This window comes from Glycomyces arizonensis DSM 44726, assembly GCF_000482705.1.
Lineage (GTDB): Bacteria > Actinomycetota > Actinomycetes > Mycobacteriales > Micromonosporaceae > Glycomyces > Glycomyces arizonensis.
The window spans coordinates 223,189-246,108 of the sequence record NZ_KI519474.1 but is presented as its reverse complement, the minus strand read 5'-3'; the positions used below and the strand labels follow the sequence as shown (position 1 = coordinate 246,108).

The 22,920-nt window shown below is 68.6% G+C and carries 22 protein-coding genes; 9 read left to right on the top strand and 13 right to left on the bottom strand.

From position 1 onward, the window contains the following. Positions 1–30: 30 nt before the first annotated feature. A complete protein-coding gene (mshA, locus tag H613_RS0121810; RefSeq protein ID WP_084546850.1) occupies positions 31–1,266 on the top strand; it encodes a D-inositol-3-phosphate glycosyltransferase in 1,236 nt (411 codons plus the stop codon). Next, the gene (locus H613_RS0121805) at positions 1,263–1,739 is read left to right on the top strand and encodes a type III secretion system chaperone family protein (protein WP_026925443.1); all 477 of its coding nucleotides are present in this window, start codon (positions 1,263–1,265) and stop codon (positions 1,737–1,739) included. The genes mshA and H613_RS0121805 overlap by 4 nt, the downstream gene beginning before the upstream one ends. A gap of 75 nt (positions 1,740–1,814) precedes the next feature. Here the strand turns inward: H613_RS0121805 and H613_RS0121800 are convergent, their stop codons facing one another. Further along, entirely contained in the window at positions 1,815–3,251 is a 1,437-nt protein-coding gene (locus H613_RS0121800; protein WP_026925442.1) for an ATP-binding protein, read from the bottom strand. A gap of 364 nt (positions 3,252–3,615) precedes the next feature. Here H613_RS0121800 and H613_RS0121795 point away from each other — a divergent pair, with 364 nt between their 5' ends. Continuing rightward, positions 3,616–5,064: an AAA family ATPase gene (locus tag H613_RS0121795; protein WP_026925441.1), complete on the top strand. Its 1,449-nt coding sequence runs from the start codon at positions 3,616–3,618 to the stop codon at positions 5,062–5,064. Between the two features lie 131 nt (positions 5,065–5,195). Here the strand turns inward: H613_RS0121795 and H613_RS0121790 are convergent, their stop codons facing one another. Continuing rightward, positions 5,196–5,495: a hypothetical protein gene (locus H613_RS0121790; RefSeq protein ID WP_026925440.1), complete on the bottom strand. Its 300-nt coding sequence runs from the start codon at positions 5,493–5,495 to the stop codon at positions 5,196–5,198. A gap of 198 nt (positions 5,496–5,693) precedes the next feature. Between H613_RS0121790 and H613_RS0121785 the strand changes: the two genes are divergently transcribed. Together H613_RS0121785 and H613_RS0121780 are read left to right on the top strand one after the other, a co-directional pair. Continuing rightward, positions 5,694–6,233: a Scr1 family TA system antitoxin-like transcriptional regulator gene (locus H613_RS0121785; RefSeq protein WP_156926194.1), complete on the top strand. Its 540-nt coding sequence runs from the start codon at positions 5,694–5,696 to the stop codon at positions 6,231–6,233. Between the two features lie 8 nt (positions 6,234–6,241). After that, on the top strand, positions 6,242–6,454 hold the full coding sequence (locus tag H613_RS0121780) for a DUF397 domain-containing protein (RefSeq protein ID WP_156926193.1): 213 nt from the start codon (positions 6,242–6,244) through the stop codon (positions 6,452–6,454). Between the two features lie 158 nt (positions 6,455–6,612). Here H613_RS0121780 and H613_RS0121775 read toward each other — a convergent pair whose 3' ends face one another. From H613_RS0121775 to H613_RS0121750, 6 genes are all read right to left on the bottom strand, one after another. Further along, positions 6,613–7,356: an ABC transporter ATP-binding protein gene (locus H613_RS0121775; protein ID WP_084546848.1), complete on the bottom strand. Its 744-nt coding sequence runs from the start codon at positions 7,354–7,356 to the stop codon at positions 6,613–6,615. 32 nt (positions 7,357–7,388) lie between these two features. Continuing rightward, positions 7,389–8,495, bottom strand: coding sequence for an ABC transporter permease (locus H613_RS0121770; protein WP_051393673.1), 1,107 nt, complete (start codon positions 8,493–8,495; stop codon positions 7,389–7,391). A 155-nt stretch (positions 8,496–8,650) separates the two neighbouring features. Further along, complete coding sequence (locus H613_RS0121765) at positions 8,651–9,934, bottom strand: permuted SH3 domain-containing protein (RefSeq protein WP_026925435.1); 1,284 nt, start codon at positions 9,932–9,934, stop codon at positions 8,651–8,653. Beyond that, positions 9,931–10,911 (bottom strand): hypothetical protein, encoded by a 981-nt coding sequence (locus tag H613_RS0121760; protein WP_156926192.1) that lies wholly within the window; start codon positions 10,909–10,911, stop codon positions 9,931–9,933. The genes H613_RS0121765 and H613_RS0121760 overlap by 4 nt, the downstream gene beginning before the upstream one ends. Next, a complete protein-coding gene (locus H613_RS0121755) occupies positions 10,908–11,402 on the bottom strand; it encodes a hypothetical protein (RefSeq protein ID WP_026925433.1) in 495 nt (164 codons plus the stop codon). The genes H613_RS0121760 and H613_RS0121755 overlap by 4 nt, the downstream gene beginning before the upstream one ends. A 93-nt stretch (positions 11,403–11,495) precedes the next feature. Beyond that, positions 11,496–11,861: a hypothetical protein gene (locus tag H613_RS0121750; protein ID WP_026925432.1), complete on the bottom strand. Its 366-nt coding sequence runs from the start codon at positions 11,859–11,861 to the stop codon at positions 11,496–11,498. 328 nt (positions 11,862–12,189) lie between these two features. Between H613_RS0121750 and H613_RS0121745 the strand changes: the two genes are divergently transcribed. The 4 genes from H613_RS0121745 (at position 12,190) to H613_RS0121725 (ending at position 15,247) form a co-directional block, all read left to right on the top strand. Beyond that, a complete protein-coding gene (locus H613_RS0121745) occupies positions 12,190–12,378 on the top strand; it encodes a hypothetical protein (RefSeq protein ID WP_026925431.1) in 189 nt (62 codons plus the stop codon). Between the two features lie 85 nt (positions 12,379–12,463). After that, the gene (locus tag H613_RS0121740) at positions 12,464–13,216 is read left to right on the top strand and encodes a phosphoglyceromutase (RefSeq protein ID WP_026925430.1); all 753 of its coding nucleotides are present in this window, start codon (positions 12,464–12,466) and stop codon (positions 13,214–13,216) included. Between the two features lie 92 nt (positions 13,217–13,308). Then, positions 13,309–14,544, top strand: a complete 1,236-nt coding sequence (locus H613_RS28325) for a sensor histidine kinase (RefSeq protein WP_156926191.1) — start codon at positions 13,309–13,311, stop codon at positions 14,542–14,544. 16 nt (positions 14,545–14,560) lie between these two features. After that, the gene (locus tag H613_RS0121725) at positions 14,561–15,247 is read left to right on the top strand and encodes a response regulator (protein ID WP_026925429.1); all 687 of its coding nucleotides are present in this window, start codon (positions 14,561–14,563) and stop codon (positions 15,245–15,247) included. A gap of 42 nt (positions 15,248–15,289) precedes the next feature. Here H613_RS0121725 and H613_RS0121720 read toward each other — a convergent pair whose 3' ends face one another. The 5 genes from H613_RS0121720 to H613_RS0121700 form a co-directional block, all read right to left on the bottom strand. Continuing rightward, positions 15,290–17,812 (bottom strand): carbohydrate-binding protein, encoded by a 2,523-nt coding sequence (locus H613_RS0121720; RefSeq protein ID WP_026925428.1) that lies wholly within the window; start codon positions 17,810–17,812, stop codon positions 15,290–15,292. An 85-nt stretch (positions 17,813–17,897) separates the two neighbouring features. Continuing rightward, positions 17,898–18,791, bottom strand: a complete 894-nt coding sequence (locus H613_RS0121715; protein WP_026925427.1) for a carbohydrate ABC transporter permease — start codon at positions 18,789–18,791, stop codon at positions 17,898–17,900. Beyond that, positions 18,788–19,759: a carbohydrate ABC transporter permease gene (locus tag H613_RS0121710; protein WP_084546846.1), complete on the bottom strand. Its 972-nt coding sequence runs from the start codon at positions 19,757–19,759 to the stop codon at positions 18,788–18,790. Before H613_RS0121710 ends, H613_RS0121715 begins: the two co-directional genes overlap by 4 nt. Positions 19,760–19,777: 18 nt before the next feature. After that, complete coding sequence (locus tag H613_RS0121705; protein WP_026925425.1) at positions 19,778–21,136, bottom strand: ABC transporter substrate-binding protein; 1,359 nt, start codon at positions 21,134–21,136, stop codon at positions 19,778–19,780. A 23-nt stretch (positions 21,137–21,159) separates the two neighbouring features. Beyond that, positions 21,160–22,824 carry a glycoside hydrolase family 13 protein gene (locus H613_RS0121700; protein WP_026925424.1) on the bottom strand — a complete coding sequence of 555 codons (1,665 nt, stop codon included), beginning with the start codon at positions 22,822–22,824 and terminating at the stop codon, positions 21,160–21,162. Positions 22,825–22,920: the final 96 nt, after the last annotated feature.

Genomic DNA, 22,920 nt, shown 5'->3' with positions numbered 1-22,920 from the left:
TGTCGGCAGCAGGGCATCCGACGCGTCGCGATGGTCTCGGTCCACACCTCTCCACTGGCGCAGCCGGGCACCGGCGACGCCGGAGGCATGAACGTCTACGTCCTCAACACCGCCACCGAACTCGCCCGCGCCGGGGTCGAAGTCGAGATCTTCACGCGCGCCACCAGCTCAGACGAGCCGCCGACGGCCGAGGCCGCGCCCGGCGTGCTCGTCCACCACCTCCCGGCCGGGCCGTTCGAGGGCCTGTCCAAGAACGATCTGCCGACGCAGCTGTGCGCCTTCACCGGCGGGCTGCTGCGCGCCGAGGCGCACCGCCCGGCCGGGCACTACGACCTCATCCACGCCCACTACTGGCTGTCGGGCCAGGCCGGGTGGGTGGCGGCCGAGCGGTGGGGCGTGCCGCTGGTGCAGACGTTCCACACGCTCGCGAAGGTCAAGAACGCGCAGCTGGCCGAGGGCGACAACCCCGAGCCGCACACGAGGGTGATCGGCGAGGAGCAGGTGGCCGCCGAGGCCGACCTGTTGATCGCCAACACGGCCGCCGAGGCCGCCGAGCTGCGGGACCACTACCGCGCGGACGCCAGGCGCGTCGACGTGGTGCATCCGGGGGTGGACCTGGACGTCTTCTCCCCCGGCGACCGCCAGGCCGCCAGGGAGGCGCTGAGCCTGCCGCCGGAGGCGCTGGTGGTGGCGTTCGTGGGCCGGATCCAGCCGGCCAAGGCGCCGGACGTGCTGCTGCGCGGGCTGGCGCGGCTGCGCGAGACCGATCCGGCGCTGGCCGATCGCGTCGTGCCGGTGTTCGTGGGCGGGCCGTCGAACACGGACCTGTACTGGCTGCCGAAGCTGGCGTGGGAGCTGGGCCTGGGCGACCAGGTGCAGTGGCGGACGCCGCGCTCGGGCGAGGCGCTGGCGCAGGTGTACCGGGCCGCCGACGTGGTGGCCGTGCCGAGCTACAACGAGTCGTTCGGGCTGGTGGCGCTGGAGGCGCAGGCGAGTGGCACGCCGGTGCTGGCCGCGCGCGTCGGCGGGCTGCCGACGGCCGTGGCCGAGGGGCGGTCGGGGCTGCTGGTCGACTCGCATGCGGCCGACGACTGGGCCGCGTCGCTCGGGCGGATCCTGGGCGACGACGAGTTGCGCTCGCGCCTGGCGTCGGGCGCGCGGGAGCACGCGGCGGCGTTCTCGTGGAGCGCGACGGCGGCGGGGATCCGCGCGGCGTACTTCCGCGCCGCCGAGGCGCATCGCGCGGCGCTTACGCTGAGACGGTGATAGGGAACCTCACCGCCGCATTGGACGAGATGGGCCTGGAGTACCGGGCCGACGGGCCGCGCTCGGTGGCGCTCGCGCTGCCGGGGCGGCGCAAGCTGGCGACGCCGTGCTCGCTGGTGATGGAGGACCACGCGCTGCGCGTGGAGGCGTTCGTCGCCAGGTGCCCGGAAGAGAACGCCGAGGCGGTGTGGGCGGAGCTGCTGCGGCGCAACGGGCGGCTGTACGCCGTCGCGTTCGCGATCGACGAGTCGGGCGACGTCCATTTGGTAGGGCGGCTCCCGCTCGCGTCGGTGAACCCCGAGGAGCTGGACCGGGTCCTGGGCGCGGTGCTGGAGGCCGCCGACGAGACGTTCAACGTGATCCTCGAACTGGGCTTCGCGAGCTCGATCAGGGAGGAGTGGCGCTGGCGCCTGGCCAGAGGCGAGTCGACGAGGAACCTGGAGGCCTTCGAGCACCTCAGGCCGCGGGATTGAGTGCCGGGGACCAGGTGTTTCTGAGGTAAATCATTTTGACGTAAAAACGATTTACCTCAGGGAGTCCGTTGAGGTTCATTCGCGCCAGGCGTCGAGCAGGTCTTGCGGTCCCCACGCCGTGCTGATCCGGTCGCGGTCGACGCGGTCGCTCAGGCCCGAGCGCGATACCACCACGAGCCCGGCTTCGCCGGATTCGAATCCCGGGATCATCGGCGACGAACGCTCCAGTGCCGCCAGGTCGCGGCCGTCGAACGGGCCTTCCAGCCATTTGACCGAGCCCGCGAAGCGGATCGCCTTGGCGATCCGGGCCCGGTCCGCGCCGACCAGGTCGATCTCGGGGTCGAACCTCCGGTTCCACCAACCGCCGACGGCTTCGACGTCCTCCCATGGCAATCGGCCCGCGAGCGCCGCCATCTCCAGTGATTCCCGCACGAGCGGTTCTACGGCCTTGCCGAGCCAAGACGACCAACGGCGCTCGATCACGCCGAATGCCTGTCCCCCGCGGCCGCGCCTGGCGTGGCTCTGCGCCTCGCGGCCCATGGCCAAGTACCACCGCAGGTTTGCGTCGGCGACACGGAACAGCGCGGGCTTGCCCCGCCGGGTGGACAGCGGATCGTCCCTGTCGATCACCCGTTTCACCGCCCTGAGCTGTTCGAGGACCGGCACGAGGGTGCCGCTGGCCATGCCCTCGGCCGCGGCGCTGATGCCCGACTGCGTTCGCTCGCCCGCCCCGATCGCCTCCAGCGCACGGCGTCTGGTATCCGGCGAGGGGAACTCCGCCAGCAGTACGGACTCGGGAACGTTGACGAGCGGCGCACTCGGATCGGCCGCCTGGCCGCGCAGGTGCTCCAGCGGCGGCATCCCTGTGGGCCAACGGGACAGGATGCCCGGCAGGCCGCCCGAGAGGAGATGTGCCTCCACCGCGTCGGCGCCTTCGAGCCCCGTGGCGTCGGCGGTGTCGGCCGGGTTCAGCGGCCGGAGCTCCATGTTGTCGGCCCGTCCGTAGAAAGGCCGGTCGTAGGCGGTGAGGCGTTCCATCATGTGGAGGTCGCTGCCGAGCAGGCACAGCAGCACCGGTTTGCGCGACAGATACCGGTCCCACGCCACTTGGAGCGCGCCGTCGAAGGTCTCGTCCTGTTCGGCGAGCCACGGCACCTCGTCGAGGACGATGACGACCGGCGTCTCGGCGACCAGGTCGTCGAGCGTTCGGAAGAGCCCGATCCAGTTCTCCGCCGCCATCGCCTCGACGCCGCCGGCCTCTTGGAGGCTGGATTCTCGGATGTCGGCGAGGAAACGCCGGATCGATTCGGCCGATGAGGCGCCCTTGAAGGCGGTCAGATAGACGTAGGGCAGGCCCGAGCGGTCGCAGAGCTCCTGCACGAGCCGCGACTTGCCGACCTGCCTGCGACCCCGGAGCGTCACGGCTATGCCTTTGCCGCGCTCGCGAACGGCGTCAAGGCGGTCGGTCAGCTGGGCGAGCTCGCGCGAGCGCCCTACGAATACGTCTTTCACGGCGTCACCGGCCTTCCGTCATCTTTGTAGATGATATCTATGTAGATGGATCCTAGCAAGATCAAATCTAGGTAGATGCCATCTAGAAAGATGCGTACTACCAGCTCGGCTGGGGTGGCCGGGGCCGGTCCCCGAGCTTGGACCCGGGGGCTCACTCGTGCAGCGACGGGCCGCGCTGGCTGCCGGGGCGGCGCAAGCTGGCGACGCCGTGCTCCTTGGTCGTGGAGGACCACGCGCTGCGCGTGGAGACGTTCGAGCACCTCAGGCCCGACGACTGGCGACCGGTGACACAGCTGTCGTGGTCACGTCGACCTTTCTGACGTAAAATCGTTTTACGTAAGACGATTTTACGTCAGGGGTTTCTATGTCAGATGCTCACTTCGTAGGCCGAAGGCGCGAGTTCAAGGCCCTCAGATCCCACCTGGAACGCATCGAGCGCTGGGGAGAGGGAGTCGCGGTCGCGATCCGAGGGCGCCGCCAGGTCGGGAAGTCCCACCTCGTGGAGCGCTTCTGCCAAGAGTCCGGACTTCCCTATGCCGTGTTCCAAGCAGACCAGGGGGTCAGCCCGACACAGTCGATGACCCGCCTGCTGGAGTCGGTCCGGAACTCGGATCTGCCCGGCGCGCAAAATATCGCCAGGGCGGTGCCGGACGACTGGCACGAGACTTTCCGCCTCCTCGCCACCGCCATCCCGGACGACTCGCCTTCCATTCTCGTCATCGACGAGCTCCCCTGGCTCTTTCAGCGGGATCAGCGCCTGGAGGGAATGCTCCAGACCGAGTGGGATCGCCGCCTCAAGAAGAAACCGCTGTTCTTGATCCTCGTCGGCAGCGACATCCACATGATGCGGGCCTTTCTCGGCTATGACAGGCCCTTCTACGGCCGCGCGGCAGAGATGCAGGTGCGGCCCCTGAACCCCACGGAGACGGCGGCGCTCACCGGACTCGCCGGGCCCGACGCCATCGATGCCCACCTCATCACCGGCGGCTTCCCGGGCCTGTGCAGGACCTGGAAGCAGGGGTCGACCGCCGAGGAGTACGTCGCCGAGCAATGCGAGCTCCCGGAAAGTCCTCTGTTCACGGTCGGGGCCCAGATGGTGTCCTCCGAGTTCCCCGCACCCGACCGGACTCGCCAAGTGCTGGCCGCCATCGGCCACGGCTCACGCACCTTCAGCAATATCGCCAAAGTCGCGGGAGCGAGTCCGACCGAGCCGCTGAGCTCCGGTTCCCTGACTCCGATCCTGCATCGCCTGATCGAGAAGGGCGCCGTAGCGGCCGACGAGCCGCTCTCCACCCGCCCCGGCAACGGCGGCAAGCTCTTTCGCATCGCCGACAGCTACCTCCGCCTCTACCATTCCGTGCTCGTCGACGCGCACGCCGACTCCCGGCGGGGCAGACCCGATCTGGCGTACGCGCGATTCGAACGCCAGTGGACGAGTTGGCGCGGGCGGGCGATCGAGCCGCTGGTGCGAGAGGCATTGGTGGTGGCGGGCATACACGAAGCGTTCCCCTGGCCGGAGGCGACTGAAGTGGGGGGCTGGTGGCCCCGGAGCTTCGATCCCGAGATCGATCTGGTGGGAGCGGACCGGAGGCCGGTCGCCAAGCACCTCTTCTACACCGGTTCCATCAAATGGCTGGGCAGGCCGTTCGACCGCCGAGACTACGAGAAGCTCGTGGCCGGATCTTCTCGCGTTCCCGGGGCCGTGCCGGGTGAGACCGATCTGGCCGTCGTCAGCCTCGCGGGCGTGGCGGACGGCGTCGAAGCGGATCTGGTCTGGGGTCCGGATGACCTTCTCCAGGCTTGGGCCGCTTGACCTGCCGCGGCAGTCGACGGTGCCCGCCTCCGGCGATTGTGTAGATGGAATCTAGGTGGATCGCATCTACCGAATTCGGAGCGGAGGCCGAGGCGCCGTGCCCGATCCCGAGCCCGGCGCCTCGGGGTCTTTCAGTCGAGCGTGCGGCGGCCCACCGCGTGCACGAGTGCCGCCAGCAGCAGGTACACCACCGCGGCGAGGCCGTAGTTGATCAGCGCCTGGACCTTCGGCTCGTCCGCGGTGAACATGTCGTGGAACAGCCACGCGAACCAGTCGGCGATCGCTCCGATGAAGTCCACCAGCGGGTTCGCCTGGTTGGCCTCCAGGAGGATCAGGACCAGGTACAGCAGGATGATCACCGCGATGGCGGTGAGGACGCCCGTCACGATGCGGACGGCGAGCGGATAGTAGCGGGTGCGATGCCAGGCCATATCGGCTCCTCAGACTCGTGACCGCGGGGGGTGGATCGGCCGGGAGGCGACCGATTGTCCGCAATCGTCTGACAACGGCATACCCCATCCGAACGGCGATAATCACCGCGTCTGTCGCTCCGGGGAGCTCTGTGCCTGTTTCGGTGCCGACCGGAACGGAGCGACGTCGGCCGCACAGCCCGGCGAGACGCCAGATGCATGACCCTGCCACGGCGGAAGCTACGAGATCGGAGCAGCGGTCACCTTGCAGGCGGCACTCGATCGTCCGATCTCCTCGGCCCTGCCGAACAGCGCGGTGCACACAGCGCGCACGGCATCGAAGACGACCGCAGTGGGGCCATGCGTGGCGAGGTGCTCCGCAAGTTCGACGCGCCGGAGGCGAAGTTCCTAGTCCACCAATCCATCATCGCTCAGCAGGAGGCTGGGCCGGAAGTCATCGCAGCCCAGCTGCGCTACGTGCTTGATCTTGCCGAACGTCCCAACGTGTCGGTCAGGATCCTCCCGGTCAACTCTTGGGCGCACATCCTTGCAGGGATCGGCACCAGCTTCCGGATCCTGGAGATGCGCGAAGCCTGGCCGACGTTGATGCAGGTAGACACCCCGATCGGCGGGGTGGTCGGCGAAGGGGAGGATGTAAAGTCTTTCACAGATGCCTACGATGCCCTCTGGCGCGAGCGCAGCCTCGGCGATGAGGACACGATCGACCGCTTGAAGGCGGTGTTGAAGGAAGTGGAGTAATGACTCGGATGACCGATCAGCAGCCGACCGGGTGGGGTCGTGCGAAGTTCCGCAAGAGCAGCAGGAGCGACAGCACCGCGAACGGGAATTGCGTCGCGGCGGCGGTTGACGGATCGGCAGTCGCGGTCGGCGACACCAAGCTCCCGACCTCCGACGGCAGCTTCCAGCACCTGGTGGTGGACCGCGTGGACTGGGCCGGACTGGTCCGGGCTATCAGGTAACCGCACCGAACTGCAAGGGTGCGCCTCCATCAGGGAACGCACCCTGTTTCATGCTGGAAATACCACGGCCGAAATCCGACAAAACTCGCGACCAACCGAAAGCCGGTCCACCGACCAAACGAAAACGTCTCCAGTGCGCTGCCCGACATCGTCCATGCTCATTTGCTGGTCAAACCGTCTTCGGCGAGACTGCCGTCCCGGATGGTGACGATGCGTTCAGCCCGGGCTGCGACATTCTCGTCATGGGTGATCATCATGACCGTCAACCCTTGGTCGTGCAGCGAATCGATCAGGGTCAGCACCTGCTCGGCGGTGGCGGAGTCGAGATTGCCGGTCGGCTCGTCGCACAGCAGCAGCGACGGTTCGGCGGCCAGCGCGCGGGCGATGGCCACGCGCTGGCGTTCCCCTCCGGACAAGGTGGTCGGCAGCGCATCGAGGCGGTGGGCGAGACCGACCAGTTCGAGTTTGGAACGGGCGACGGCCTTGCGCCTGCGACGCGAGACACCTTGGTAGACCAGGGACATGGCGACGTTCTCGGTGGCGGTGCGGTGCGCCATGAGGTGGAAGGCCTGGAAGATGAACCCGATCTTCTCCGCCCGCAGCCGGGTGCGGGCCGACTCCTTGAGCTCGGAGGTGTCGTGCCCGTCCAGGAGATAGGTTCCGGCCGTGGGGATGTCGAGCAGACCCAGCAGGTGCAGCAGCGTCGACTTGCCCGAACCCGAGGGACCGACGATCGCGACATACTCGGCGGCCTCCACGCGCAGATCGACCGGCCTCAGCGCCTGGACCGGAGGCGGCCCGGGATAGGTCATGCCCACCCCCCGCAGCTCGATCAGCGCCGCGGCCGATATATCGCGATCGGCGCCGAGACTCGGCAGGATCAGCGTCGAGTCGTCCACCATGCGTACCTCCAGTCAGTCCTGTCGGGTCAGGTTCATGTGCGCAGCGTTACCGCAGGCGGGATGCGGGAGGCCCGCCAGGCCGGATAGGCCCCGGCGACGACGCCGACGACCGCGCCGACAGCCGGACCGGCGGCCAGCAGGACCGGATCGAACACGATCTGCCAGTCCTGCAGCAGCGACACCAGGGCGACCACGTCCACACCCAGGACGGTGCCGACCAGGCCGCCGCCCAGCCCGATCAGGGTCGACTCCCATACGAACTGCATCGCCACCGACCGGCGGGCGGCCCCGACCGCCCGTCGCAGTCCGATCTCACTGCGGCGCTCCATGACCGAGACCAGCGCGGTGTTGGAAACGGAGACTGCCCCGATGACGAGACTGACCGCGGCCAAACCCAGCAGCAGGGCCTGCATCTCGCTCTCCACGCCCTTGCGGAAATCCCGCAGGTCGGAAGGCTTGGCAACCGAGAGCTCGCCGGGAAGTTCGGGGAAGACCGCGAGCGGAGCCTCTTCGGCCACCTTGTCGGCCGCGCCGAGATCGGTGCGGATGAACACTTGCACAGGGGAATAGGCGGGATCGGCTTCGATGCAGGGCCGCGGGCCGATGATCACGCTTCCCGTGTACTGCGCTTCCCCTGTAGGAGCCTCGAAGATCCCCATGACGGCGTACGATTCGCCATTGATGTAGATCATCGGTCCGCCGTCGAGCGAGGCGTATCCGAGTTCACGGGCAATCACGGCGTCGATCAATGCCACTGCGTCGCCGCGATGCACGTGGCCTTCGTCGAACGGCCCGCCTTCGACGAAGGTGAAACCGTAGGCGTCCAGCGTGCCGGGTTCGGCACCGTACAGCGGGGCCGTCCGCGTGTAGTACTGTTCCGCGGTTCGGGACAGGACTGCCTCTTCATCGGAGCTGCATTCCATGCCCGCATCGACCACCCCGTTGAGGCCCCGCACGCGTTCGGTGTCCTCGAAACCCGGCGCATCGCCGTCATCGCGCATGGCATTGCTGAACGAGACGGTGACCCGGGTGGCCTCGGTGGCATCGAATCGTTCGGCTATAGCCGCCGCCGAGGTCGCCGACAATCCCACCGTCGCGACCGTGGCCGCGATCCCCAGCGCGATCCCGATCGCGGTCATCCACGACCGTAGCGACCGGCCCCGCAGAGAAGCGAGGGCCTCCGTGGCGATCCCCAGGGTTCCGGCACCGAAACGGGACCGCTGCCGTCCGGGGACTTCCTCTATGCGGGGCACCGCAATCCCCTTCTCGTGAGCCCCACGCTTCCGGCGGACCATCAGGCGCCCGTTTGGTCATGCCAGGCCACCACGACTTCCTCACCGGCGGCCAGCTCGCCGCCCACCGGCTCGACCACGCCGCGACCGTCATGCCGGATCGCGATCTCCACTTCCACCCGCCGTTCGGTCTCGCCTTCAAGGACGGTGACCATGGTTCGTCCCTGCGAATCCGTCCACACCGCCGACAGCGGCACGATCAGCGCATCCTCTGCGCTGCGGGCGCGGACGAGCACGAGCTCCTGCCCGATGCCCGGCACCAGCTCCTCACCATCGTCCAGGTCGGCGGCATCGAACGCGAACACCGCGAAGGTCTTCTCGACCGTGAGCGTCCCCTCTTCTCCTTGGGCCTCGACCTCGCGGGTCTCCAGGTCGGGAACCGACGCCTCCATACCTTCGAGCGGGCCTGGACCGTACTCGAGCTCGGCCTCATCACCGGCTTGCGACAGCGCCGCGGCCTCCTCCTCGGACAGTTCGGCCTCAAGCTTCCAGTCCCCCGACACCAGCGTCATCACCATGCCCTCGACCGGGGCGCCCTGCGTCGCGTCAATCTTTCCGACCTGCATCGGCAGCTGCGGCAGGAACACCGCCTCCGAGGCGGGGAACATGACTCTGTCGACCGTCTGGACCTGCGCACCGCCGACCGCTTCGGTGCCGTCATCGGCGCCTTCGGCACTCTCGTCCTCACCGGTCGGTTCCACGGTCGTCTCCGACGTCGTCGGCGCCTCATAGCCGAGGTTCGCATAGAGCTTCTCGATGTCGTCCGCAGTGCGCGAGTCGAACTCACCGGTCACAGGGGTGCCGTACAGGCCTTGCAGCGCCTGTTGGAGTTGCTCCACGTCCGGGCCGGTGTCGCCCTCGACCAGGTTTCGATAGGCCGGCACCTCGCCGGGCAGGGCGATCATCGGCCGACCCGAGACCTCCAGCAGCACCGTGGCGGTCTTCACCTCGTCACCGGTTTCGAGCGGAATATCAGAGGTCAACGCGATGTCGGCCCCCTCGATCGAGGCCGGCGCGGGAACCTCGTAGCCGCCGACGCGATCCAAGACCGCTTCGAACTCCATCAGGTCCGACAGCTGCCCCTGCTCGACCTGCACCGTGATCACCGAGTCCGCGGGTTCGGCGGTCTCCTCCGCACGCTGAGCAGGAGTTCGCGCCTGCGCCGCGAAATACCACGCCGTCGCCGTCGCGCCGAGAAGCGCGATGGCGAGTATCCCGTTGATAACGTGGCTTGCGGTGAGGCGCTTCTTCTGTGCGGCGTTGTCAGCGGATCCGGATTCCGTCACGAGGGAATCTGCCCCGACTCCAGGATCTCCTGGGCTCTCACAAGCAGCTCCTCGGCGGTTTCAGCAAAGGCGAACACCTGCTCCTCGTGTTCGTACAGGATTTCCACGAGTTGGCGAGAGTAGACATCGAATTCGATGTCGACGACGTCGGTCTGATCCTGGCAGGCGATGTCCGTCTCCGCCATCGCCAGCTCGGCTGCCTCGTAGTCGCTGACCTGCGGTGAGTCGATCGCAGACTCGACCGCTTCGGACACCACCGCGTCCATTGTTCGGCGAAGCTCGTCGGGAGACTCGAAGTCTCCCTCGTAACCGGCTTCGGCCATGCATACGGTCCAGTCGTATCGGGCCTGGACCACTTCTTCCTCAGACTCCCAGCCCTCGGTCAGTCCGCCCTGCGCGTGGATGGCCTCCTGGATGTAGGAGGCGTACCCGTCCTCACCGAACAGTGCCGTGTACGCCTCTCCCTGGCATCCGTATTTCGGCCAGGTCGCCGTCTGCCCGTTGTCGAGGGTGACGACCGTCGAGCTCTCAGGTCCGTCCATGTACGGCCCGAACCATGCCTCGTACCATCGGTTCCGTTCCGACTCGGGAAGCCTGTCGAAACCCGATATGTCGCGTCCGTTCGATTCAAGCTCCCAGGACCTGAATTCGACCATATAGCCCGCTTCAGGATCGGGGGTGATCGAGAGCCCGCGGCTGGCTCTTCGCGACCGCTTGTCCTGGAACATCGGCTCGGATGGAACGAACGTCTCTTCGTAACCCTCACCGACTGCATCGAAGCCTGCTTGCTCCATGCACAGCAGAGCGATTCGCTTCACACTGTAGTCGACCTGCCATCGCAGAGCCGAATTCTCAGCCGAAGCCTGCATATAACGCTCGATGTCGGCCTCAGTCAGGTCGGAGCCTTCCGAAAAGCATCCCGCGGTCGCCAACACCGCAACAATCGCCAGACCAATGCCTCTTCGCCACATGGTCACCACCTGACATTCGGCGGTCGGTCCGGGTAGAGCTCCAAAAGCCCATCAGACACGCAATCTACGACAACGTCCTCCTCGCCTTTCGGCGCGGCCTGGACCAACTGGAACATCGCGATGGTGCCCTCATCGATCTGATAACCCTGGGATTCAAGGCAGTCAACCGAGAACCCTAGCAGGTCCTCGGCCATGTACGGCTCGGTCTCGTTCACGAAACGTTCAGGCAGGTCGGCCAGGTATGCAGCGACGCATACCTCTTCGATCTGGAACATCTCCTCTTCGGTCACCGACCCATCGACGGGCAAATCGAACGAGTAGACGGCTCTGGTGTGGTTCACCGGATCGATGCCGTAATTCCAGGCTTGGAGCCCGCTGTCTTTCATGCAGTCCACGGCCGCATCTGTGAGTGACTCCATTTCCCCGGCGGTGAGACCGCCTTCTTCTGCGTTCACACGCATCGTTTCAGCTTCCTGCTGCTCGGCTTCGCTGAGCACTTGGAAGGTGGAAGGTTGCGCTGAACAACCTCCCACCAAGACCAAGCCCAACAGTGTCGCCAGACGTGCTGGACTCAAATCGCTGTCCTTCTTCTATCCGAGAGTCTCCCAGTGGCAACCGGATTGGCATCCCGAGTGCTTGGACTCTATGATGAGGTCGTTCTCGTAATACACCTTGTTGTAATTCCCGACCGTCAAGAGGTAGCCGAAACCGGCGTTATACGGCTTGAGCCATGCCCAGTCGCTGTTGCAGGACCCCATATCCGAAAGGTCCTTGTCGGTCCAGGCGTACTCCCATTCGTCCAGTTGGGCAGTCCACGTCAGACCGCACTCCATGGTATAAGAGGTCGAGTCGGCTTGGGCCGGCGCGGCCACGGCGAGCGTTCCGCCCACCGCGAGCACGAAGGCTGCCGCAGCCACCGAGACGCGGGCTAGAATTCGTTTGAGACCGCTGATCATAGGATCTCCTTCCTGATGCGGTCTGTTATGGCGTGCGGTCGGCGAGGTTGGAGCCTCCGACCGCACGTCCCGACTTCCACAACCTAACGTCGGTCACCGTGCGCCACAAGACCCTTGGTGCGGAATCGAACCGGAGCACCCACTGCACCCCCCTCTCACGGATGCCATGCACGACTCCACTTCGTGGACACACTGTCTGCACATGCACTGTTACGATGCAGGTTGGAGGAGCCCCAGGACAACGCCCCCGCGAAGAGAGAGAGAGAAACCCCCGCCCTCATCTGACCTGAACACCCCTTCACCCGAGGACACCGAACTCCTGAGCTGTGTGATCGCCGCGCCCGATCGGGAGACCGCCGCCGAATGGCTCGGCTTCTCGGCCAAGCACCTGCGCCACCGCCTCCAGGTCCTGCGCGAGGAGTACGAGGTCGAGACCAACCAGCAGCTGATCGTCCTGGCATCGGTCAACGGCTGGATCGATCCCGGCAAGGTGCTGCCCTTCGACGGGTTCACCTGAACGTCCCGCCGAACACAGCGACGTCGGCCACATCGTGTGGGCGAGGCTACGGCGCTGCCTGCGGCCGGGCGGCAGGATAGGGGGCATGACCGCTACTCTCGTGCTGCTTCGCCACGGCGAAAGCGAATGGAACGCCAAGAACCTGTTCACCGGCTGGGTCGACGCCAAGCTCTCGGCCACCGGCGAGGACGAGGCCCGCCGCGGCGGGCGGCTGCTGGCCGAGGCCGACCTGCTGCCCGACGTCGTCCACACCTCGCTGCTGCGCCGCGCCATCAACACCGCCGAGCTGGCGCTGAACGAGGCCGCCCGCTCCTGGATCCCGGTCAAGCGGTCCTGGCGGCTCAACGAGCGCCACTACGGCGCGCTCCAGGGCAAGAACAAGGCCCAGGTCCGCGACGAGTTCGGCGAGGAGCAGTTCATGACCTGGCGCCGCTCCTACGACACCCCGCCGCCGCGCATCGACGTCGACTCCGAGTTCTCGCAGGCCGCCGACCCGCGCTATGCCGAGCTCCCGCCGGAGCTGCGCCCCGAGACCGAGTGCCTCAAGGACGTCCTGGAGCGGATGCTCCCCTACTGGTACGACGGGATCGTGCCGGACCTCAACGCCGGGAAGACCGTGCTCGTGGCCGCGCACGGCAACTCGCTGCGGGCGCTCGTGAAGCACCTCGACGGGGTCTCCGACGAGGACATCGTGGGCCTGAACATCCCCACCGGGATGCCGCTGCGCTACGACCTCGACGAGCAGACCTTCAAGCCGACCGTCGCGGGCGGTCAGTACCTCGACCCCGAGTCCGCCGTCGAGGCCGCCGCGGCCGTCGCGGCGCAGGGGAAGAAGTAACGGTCACGTGGCCTCCGTGCGTGGTTAACGGAGGGTGACCGCATAACGGCCCGGCGCTCGACGCCGGGCCGTTCGCCGCTTAGGCTGGAATCGTGCCGCATAACGATTCGAACCCCTCTCGCTCGAAACTGCGCCGGAGCACCGGGCGCGCGCTCGCGGGGCTGGTGGCCGGGGCCGCCTTCGGGGCCGCCTCGGCCGCTCTGGCGCTGGCCAGGGTCCGCAAGGCGCCGCCCCCGCGCGCCGCCGTCCCCGAGGACCGCCGCCCGTGGGCGGCCGCGATCGACCTCATGCGCACCGGCGTGTGCCTGGTCGACGAGGCGAACCGGGTCCTGTACGCCAACACCGCCGCCCGCGCGCTCGGGCTCGTCGACGACGTCGAGATCGTCTCGCTGACGCTGCGGGCGCTCCTGGCGCAGGCCAGGCGCTCGGGCCGGTTCCGCGACGCCGAGCTGGACGTGCCCTCGCCGGCCGTGGGCGAGCCGTCGGCGGTGCGCGCGCGCATCACCCCGCTGGCCGAGGGCGTGGCCGTCATCGAGCTCCAGGACATCTCCGAGCTGCACCGCGTCGAGCGGGTGCGGCGCGACTTCGTGGCGAACATCAGCCACGAGCTCAAGACCCCGGTCGGGGCGATGCAGATCCTCGCCGAGGCGCTCAAGGACGCCGCCGAGGACCCCGACGCCGCGGCCCGTTTCGCCGACCGCATCCAGGCCGAGTCGGCGCGCATGAACCATCTCGTCACCGACCTGCTCGAACTCTCGCGCCTCCAGGGCGCCGAGAAGCTGCCCGACCCCGAGCCGGTGTCGGTCGACCGGATCGTGGCCGAGGCGCTCGACCAGACGAGGATCGGCGCCGAGAAGAAGGACGTCACCCTCAAGGTGGACGGCGTCTCGGGGCTGGAGGTGCTCGGGAACGAGTCGCAGTTGGTGACGGCGGTGAAGAACCTCGTCGACAACGCCATCGCGTATTCACCTGAGCGCACCACGGTCGCGGTGACCACGTCGCTGGACGGCCCGGCCGGTCCGGCGGCCGAATCGCGGACCGTCCGCGTCGGGGTCCGCGACGAGGGGATCGGCATCCCCCCAGAGGAACTGGACCGGATCTTCGAGCGGTTCTACCGGGTGGACGCGGCGCGGTCGCGGGCCACGGGGGGCACCGGTCTGGGATTGGCCATTGTGAAGCACGTCGCGGTGAATCATGGTGGACGTGTCGAAGTGTCCAGTATGCCCGAATCTGGTTCAATGTTTACCTTGATGTTGCCTGCGCGTTCCCTTCCGGCCGACGCAGGGGCACCGAACTCGGCTGCAATCGACAGAGCCGCCGATGCTTGATAGGGAAGGTTGACCCGTGACGCGAGTGCTCGTAGTCGAAGACGAGGAATCGTTCTCCGACGCCCTGTCGTACATGCTCCGCAAGGAGGGCTTCGAGGTGTCCGTGGCCGGGGACGGCGACGCCGCCATCAAGGAGTACGAGCGCACCGGCGCCGACGTGGTCCTCCTCGACCTCATGCTGCCCGAGAAGTCCGGCACCGAGGTGTGCCGCGAGCTGCGGGCGAACTCGAACGTCCCGATCATCATGGTCACCGCCCGCGACTCCGAGGTCGACAAGGTGGTGGGCCTGGAGCTGGGCGCCGACGACTACATCACCAAGCCGTACTCGTCGAGGGAACTGGTGGCCAGGATCAGGGCGGTGCTGCGCCGCTCGGCCGAGCCCGACGACCCGATCGTCACGGTCCTGGAGGCCGGGCCGGTGCGCATGGACGTCGACCGCCACACCGTCTCGGTCGGCGGCTCGGACGTCCAGCTGCCGCTCAAGGAGTTCGAGCTCTTGGAGATGCTGCTGCGCAACGCCGGGCGCGTGCTCACCCGCGGCCAGCTCATCGACCGGGTGTGGGGCGCGAACTACGTCGGCGACACCAAGACGCTCGACGTGCACGTCAAGCGCCTGCGCTCCAAGATCGAGCCGGAGCCGGGCAAGCCGCGGCACCTGGTGACGGTCCGGGGACTGGGCTACAAGTTCGACCCGCACGCGTAAGGCGGGAACGGCCCCGAGGCCGTCCCCGCCGGGGGATTCGCGTCAGAATCCGGAGTTGCCCTCACCGCGGACGACGTTGAAACCGGCGGCGGCGCTCAGGCCGCCCGAGGCGGCCCCGGTGACGTCCACGTTCGTGAACGAGGCCGAACCGCTCGCCTGGATCTCGATGCCCCAGGTGCCGGTGCCGTCGATGACGACGTCCTCGAACGTCACGTTCGTGATCTGGCGCTGCCAGCTCATCAACACACCCGCGTATGTGGAGTCGCGGATGACCATGTCCCGCACGGTGACCGGCGCGGTGATGTCCGAGGTGTCAGCGTAGATCCACAAAGCGCCGAATTGACTGTTCCAGTTCGGCTCCAGGCCGCCGGTGCGCACGAGGGTGTTCCCTTCGATGAGGGTCTCGCCGCTGAACGGCACCGGGTTGAACCGCGTGCTGACGGCGATGCCCGCCGAGGCGGTCACGGTGTCGGCGATCAGGTTCCCGACGGCGCTGTTGTTCTCGCCGCCGTAGATCGCGATGCCGTTGGCGAGGTTCGGCGTCTGCACGGTGTTGTCCCGGAACGAGGAGTTCGCGACGGCGGTGCCGTTGGACCACATGGCGAGGGCGTCGTCGCCGGTGCCGCGCACGTGGCTCTGCTCGACGACGGTGTCGCGGGTGCCGCCGTTGAGGTGGATGCCGTCGGCGAAGGTGTCGCGGACGCGCACGCCGGTGACGGTCAGGCCGTCGGTGCCGTTGTGGATCCACATGCCGACCTTGGCGTGCTCGATCCACACGTTCGCCACGGTCGAGCCGGGGCCGAAGACCCCTTCGATGGCGGTGTCGGTGGTGATCTGGCCGTCCGGGTCGCGATAGGTGACGTCGCCGTCGATCATGAGGTCGGCGATGGTGACGGCGCCGCCGGTCGGCTCGATGCCGCCGCGCCCGTCCGTCCCTTCGAGGACCGAGTACCAGGGCCCGGCGCCGCGGACGTCGATGCCGTTCACCTGGATGCGCTCGGTGATCGTGAAGCGGCCCTTGCCGATCCAGACGCCGGTCCCGGCCGACTGGGCGGCCGCGACGGCCGAGCGGATCGCGGCGGTGTCGTCGGCCCCGTCGCCGGGGACGGCGCCGTGGTCGGTGATGTCCACCAGGCCCGCCGGTTTCGGTAGCGGCGATCCGACCTGCTCGGTGTCGATCAGGTCGATGTCGTAGTGGGCGCCGGTGGAGGCGGCGTCCTTCTCGAAGCGCAGGACCGTCCCGGCCGGGAGCGTGTCGAACCGGGCTCGTGTCTCGTCGAAGAACCGGTGCGCCAGGCCCTGGGCCGGGTCGTTGGGGAACGGGTACTGGCCGTAGACCCAGCTGTAGGCGCTGGTCAGTTCGAGGTCGGTGAGCTTGGCGCCGTCGGCGTACACGTCGATCGGCGCGTTCAGGCCGGTCCCGTCGGCCGAGTCGGGGATGGAGTAGCGCAGCACCAGGGCGTTCGCCGGTTCGGTGAGCGTGAACTCGACGTACTCGCCGGTCCGGTCGAGGCGGACGGCCTGGCGGCCGGAGGCCTCGGAGGCGACGGTGCGGTAGGTGCGGTCGGGGCCGAGCACGGTGGCGTTGGTGGCGGCGTCCTCGGCTTCGTACTCGGTGTACGGCAGGTCGGCGCCGTCGCCGCCGGGCTCGCCGGGGTCGGTGCCGGGGTCGTCGTCGGTGGCTTCGACGGTGAGGTTGTCGAGGTTGACGTTGCCTGAATCCGCGGTGTCGAAGCGGAAGGCGACATCGTTCACTCCGGCAGTGAGGTCCGCGGTGGTGTCCACGGTGCCCCAGGACGCCCAGCCGCCGGTGGGCGGCAGCGTGAGCTGCCCGGTCCTGGCGCCGCCGACGTAGAGCGAGAGCGTCATGTTCGCGCCGGTCCCGTTGGCGTAGCGCAGTTCGGCGGCGTACTCCCCCGCCGCGGGAGCGTCGAGCGCGAACGCGACGGCGGCGCTGCCCTTGTTGGCGTCGGTGAAGCCGCCGACGTAGCCGGTGCCGGAGTATCCCGCGTGCTCGGTCTCGACGCGCGCACCGCCGCTCAGAGCGGCGTCCTCGGCTTCGGTGCCGCCGGGGATCTGGACCGCCGCCGGCGGGTCGTCGTCGGCGACGGCAGTGACGGTGAGGCTGTCGAGGTTGACGTTGCCGGAGTCGGCTGCGTCGAAGCGGAGCGCGACGTCGTTGGACCCGGCGTCGAGGTCGACCGGCGCGGTGACGGTGCCCCAGGCGTCCCAGCCGCCCGGCGAGGGAAGCACGAGCCGGGTCCGCGATCCGTCCACATAGAGCGAGAGGGTCATGTCGACGCCGGTGCCGTTGGCGTAGCGCACTTCGAGGTCGTGCGTGCCGGAGGCCGAGACCGCGACGTCGAAGGCCACGGCGGCACTGCCCTTGTTCGCGTCGGTGAAGCCGCCGACGTAACCGGAGCCGGTGTACCCGGCGTGCTCGGTCTCGACGACTGCGCCGCCGCTCAGAGCGGCGTCCTCGGCTTCGTAGGCGCTGCCCGCGGCGTGCGCGGGCGTGCAGGCGGCCCCGAGGGCGAGCGCGGCGGCCGCCAGGAGGGTTCGCATGCGGGGTTTGGAGAGGCGTGTTCGGGGCAGGGGTCTGGATCGGTGCGACAGCATCGTCGTCCTTTCTCGAGTCTTCGGGCGGTGGTCAGCCCTTGATCGCGCCGCCGAGTCCGGCGCTGGAGAGGAACATGCGCTGGAAGGCCAGGAACAGCACGACGGGGATGAGCGTGGAGATCGCGAGCGCGGCGAGGAACACGTCGAGCTCGACGAACCGCTGGAGCGCGGGCAGCCGCACCGACAGCGGCTGGAGGTCCGGATCGGGCAGCACCAGCATCGGCCACAGGAAGTCCTTCCACGAGGCGATGACGGCGAACACCGAGACGACGCCGATGATCGGCTTCGACATCGGCAGCACGATCGACCAGAACAGCCGGTAGGGCCCGGCGCCGTCGACGCGGGCGGCCTCGAAGACCTCCTTCGGCAGGCTCGAGAAGAACCGCTGCATCAGCAGGACGTTGAACGCGTTCGCCCCGGCAGGGAGCCACACCGCCCAGAAGGTGTTGAGCAGCGAGGTGCCCAGCAGCGGCGGGTCGAGCACGGTCAGGTAGAGCGGCACGAGCAGCACCACGGCCGGGACGAACAGCGTCGCGAGCACGACTCCGCTGAGCACCTTGCCGTAGCGCGGGCGCAGCACCGCCAGCGCGTAGCCGCCGGTGGCGGCGACCAGGAGCTGCACGGCCCAGGCCCCGGCGGCGAGGGCGACGGTGTTGAAGAAGTACTGGTCGATCTCGACCCTGGTCCACGCCTCGGACAGGTTCGCCAGGTCGATCCCGTTCGGCCACAGCGCGAGCGGCTCGCGCAGCGTGTCCTGCGTGGGCGTGACGGCGGACTTGGCGAGCCACAGCATCGGCCCGAGGCCGATCGCGACGAGGGCCGCCAAGAGCACGGCGTGCGCGGTGCGCGCGGTCCAGCGGACGCGGGTCCGCTTCCAGTCGGTGGGGGCGATGACGCCGCGGTCGCCTCGCAGTCGGGTGCTCATGAGCTGCTCCAGGAGCGGGTGAGTCGGAAGTACAGCGCCGAGAACAAGGCCAGCACGATCGCCAGCATGAGGCTCAGGGCGGTGGCGGCGCCGTAGTCGCCGCCGAGCGAGCTGGTGAACGCGTAGCGGTAGATCAGGAGCAGCACGGTCACCGTCGAGTTCGCGGGTCCGCCGTCGGTGAACAGGAACGGTTCCAGGAAGACCTGGGCGGTGCCGATGATCTGGAGGATGAACGTGATGAGCAGGATCCCGCGCAGCTGCGGCAGCGTGATGTGCCAGATCTTGTGCCAGATGCCCGCGCCGTCGATCTCGGCCGCCTCGTACAGGGTCGGGTCGACGCCGGTGAGCGCGGCCAGGTAGATGATGATCGTGCCGCCCGCCGCGGCCCACGTCGCTTCGAGGACCAGCGAGGGCATGGCGATGTCGGCGTCCTGGAGCCAGGCGTAGGGGCCGAGGCCGACGTGGCCGAGGAGGGTGTTGAACACCCCTTCGGGCCCGGGGTCGTAGAAGACCTTCCACAGCAGAACCGCCACCACCGGCGGGACGACCACCGGGAGGTAGGCGAGGGCGCTGAACAGGCCCTTGGCGCGCCGGACCTCGCTCATGAGCAGGGCCGCGACGAGTGGGATCGGGTAGCCGAAGAGGAGCGCGAGGAACGCGAAGTAGAGGGTGTTCTTCACCGCTGTCCACAAGAGCGGGTCGGCCAGGACGGTCTGGAAGTTCTCCAGGCCGACGAACGTCGGGTCGGTGACGAGGTTGGTCTGCTGGAAGCTCATCAGGATCGCCCGGCCGATGGGGAACCAGGAGAACACTCCGAAGATGAGGAGCATCGGCAGCAGGAACACCAGCGTGTGGAGCCCGCTGCGGCGGGACCGGCGCGGGCCTCGGCGCCCGGGCCGGGCCGCTTGGCGCGGCACGGCCCGGGCCGGGGCGGCGATCCGGCCGTGGTCGGTTCGAGTGGTCGCCATGATCGTCTCGCCTTGCGGTCAGGCGGCCGCGTCCATGGCGGCCTGGGCGTCGGTCTCGGCCTGGGCGAGGAGCGCGTCGACGTCGGCGCCCTCGTCGGTCAGGACGGTCTGGACGACGGTGTCGAGCACGGCGTAGACCTCCTGGGTGCCGCGGACCGGTTCGGTCAGCAGCGGCTGGTCGAAGATCTGGTCGGTGTAGGGGGTCATCTGGTCGAGCGGGACGTTGACGTAGTCGGCGACCCAGGTGAGGGACTCGTCGTAGGTGGCCTTGTCGAACACGGGCAGCTGCGGGGCGCCGACGGGCTGGCCGGAGTCGGCCAGGGTCTTGGCGTCGGCGACGGCCGCTTCCTCGACGGTGAGCTTCTCCATGTAGTAGAAGTCGATCCAGTCGACCGCGGCGGCCTGCTCGGCGCTCTCGGCGTTCGGGCTGACGGCGGCGAGGGTCCCGCCGCCGAGGACGCCGGCGTCGGCGCCTTCGAGCGGCAGGACGGTCAGGCCGTAGTCGTCGGGGTTGAGGGCGTTCTGGGTGAACAGGCTGCCGTAGTTGCCGCCGCCGGAGATGTACATGCCGATGCGTCCGGCGGCGAAGTCCTGGTTGATGGTGCCCCAGTCGTACAGGAACTCGTCGCCCATGGAGTCGTCGTCCCAGCGCATCTGGCGGATGAGGTCGATGGCCTCGCGCATCTGGGGCGTGTCGATGGTGGCGGTGGCGGTGTCGCCGTCGATGACCTCGGTGCGGCCGCCGAGGGCGTAGGCCATGGTGGTGAGGATCCAGCCGCCGGTGTTGGCGTTGGTCATCGTGGCGTAGCCGGCCTCGCCGGTGGCCTCGGCGATCTGGTCGGCCGCGGCGCGGACCTCGTCCCAGGTGGTCGGCGGGGCGTCGGGGTCGAGCCCGGCGGCCTCGAACAGGGTCCGGTTGTAGTGCAGGCCTTGGCCGTAGGCGGCGATCGGGAGGGCCCAGAGGTTCCCGTCGGCGTCGGATCCGGCGGCGGCGACGTTCGGGTTGAAGTCCCCGATGTAGGGCAGTTCGGCGGTGAGGCCGGAGATGTCGGCGATCTGGCCGCGCTCGATGAGGCCGCGCCCGTCGGTGAAGGGGATGGTGAACACGGTCGGCAGTGTGCCGCCGGCGAGCTGGGCGGTGAAGGTGGTGGCCGTCCAGGTGTACTCCTGGGTCTCGACATTGATGTCGGGGTGGGCCTCCTCGAACTGGGCGATGCGGTCGTTGAAGGCGTCGATGGCGCCCTGTTCGAGCCCGGCGTCGATGGCGACGGTGATGTCGGTGATGCCGTCGTCGTCCTCGGATTCCGAGCAGGCGGCGAGGCCTGCCGCGGCGAGCGCGGCGGCCGCCGTCGTGGCGATGATGCGAGAGGGTTTCATTGCTGTTGCTCCTTGTTCGTTATTCAGAAGGGATCGGTCCGCAGCCACGCGGCCGCCTCGCCGGGCAGGCGGCCGCCTTGGATTGCGGCACTGCTGATGAGCACCGCGGCGTGCTCGGGCAGCGCCGCGGGGGCGTCGCCGAAGTTGACGACGCAGGTCAGGTCCTCGCCTCGGCGGAAGGCGAGGAGTTCGGGTCCACTCTCGCGCCAGGCGAAGCCGGTGCCTTGGAGGGCCGGTTCGGTGCGGCGCAGGCGCAGGGCCTCGCGGTAGAGGGACAGCATCGAGTCGGGGTCGCCCTGCTGGGCCTCGACGGCGTAGGCGCCCCAGTCGGGCGGCTGCGGGAGCCAGGGGTCGGCCCCGCTGTCGTTGTGAGCACTGAAGCCGTGGCTCGGTCCGTCCTCGGTCCACGGGAGGGGGACGCGGCAGCCGTCGCGGCCGGGGTCGGTGCCGCCGGAGCGGCGGTGCATGGGGTCCTGGCGGGCCGCGTCCGGCAGGTCCTCGACTTCGGGCAGGCCGAGCTCGTCGCCCTGGTAGACGTAGAGGACGCCGGGCAGGGCGGCGGTGAGCAGGGCGGCGGCGCGGGCCCTCCTGGTGCCGAGTGCGAGGTCGGTGGGGACGCCGAAGCGCTTGGCGGCGAAGTCGAAGGAGGTCTCCGCTCGGCCATAACGAGTAACCGGTCTGGTGATGTCGTGGTTGGACAGGACCCAGGTGGGCGGGGCGTCGACGCTCTCGTGGGCCGCGAAGGTCGCGGCGATGGAGGAGCGGATCGCCTCGCGGGTCCAGGGGGCGGTCATGAAGTCGAAGTTGAACGCCATGTGCATCTCGTCGTCCCGCAGGTAGCGGACGAAGCGCTCGATCTGCGGCAGCCAGACCTCGCCGATGAGGACGCGCGGGTCCTCATAGGAGTCGGCGATCTTGCGCCAGCGCCGGTAGACGTCGTGGACCTCGTCGCGGTCGAGATGCGGGTGAGTGCCGGGCTCGTGGTGGGCCTCGACCTCGGGGAGCTCGGGGTCCTTGGCGAGCATGGAGGCCGAGTCGATCCGCACTCCGGCGGCGCCGCGGTCGTACCAGAACCGCAGGACGGCCTCGTGCTCGGCGACGACCTCGGGGTGGTTCCAGTTGAGGTCGGGCTGGGCGGCGTCGAACAGGTGGAGGTACCACTGGCCGGGCGTGCCGTCGGGGTTGGCGGTCCTCGTCCAGGTGGGGCCGGAGAAGCTGGAGGTCCAGGCGGTGGGGGCGACCTCGCCGTCCTCGCCGAGGCCGTCGCGGAACCAGAAGCGCTCGCGGGCCGGGCTGCCGGGCTCGGCGGCGAGGGCCTCGGCGAACCAGGGGTGGTCGGCGGAGACGTGGTTGGGGACGATGTCGACGACGGTGCGGATGCCGAGGGAAGCGGCGTCGGCGATGAGGCGCTCGGCGTCGGCGAGGGTGCCGAAGGCCGGGTCGATGTCCCGGTAGTCGGCCACGTCGTAGCCGCCGTCGGCCTGCGGCGAGCGGTACCAGGGGGTGAACCACAGGGCGTCGACGCCGAGCTCGGCGAGGTAGGGCAGGCGCGAGCGGACGCCTTCGAGGTCGCCGGTGCCGTCGCCGTTCGCGTCGGCGAAGCTGCGCGGGTAGACCTGGTAGATCACCGCGCCGCGCCACCAGGGGGTGGGCTGCTCGTCTGCTTCGTTGCTGGGGCCCGAATGCACCGTCGCTCCATTCCGTGTTCGTGCGCTTCGCCTCGCAAGAGGGGTAGGACGCAGCGAAGTCGCTGGCCATGCTAGGTTTAGCGCTATACCTTTAGC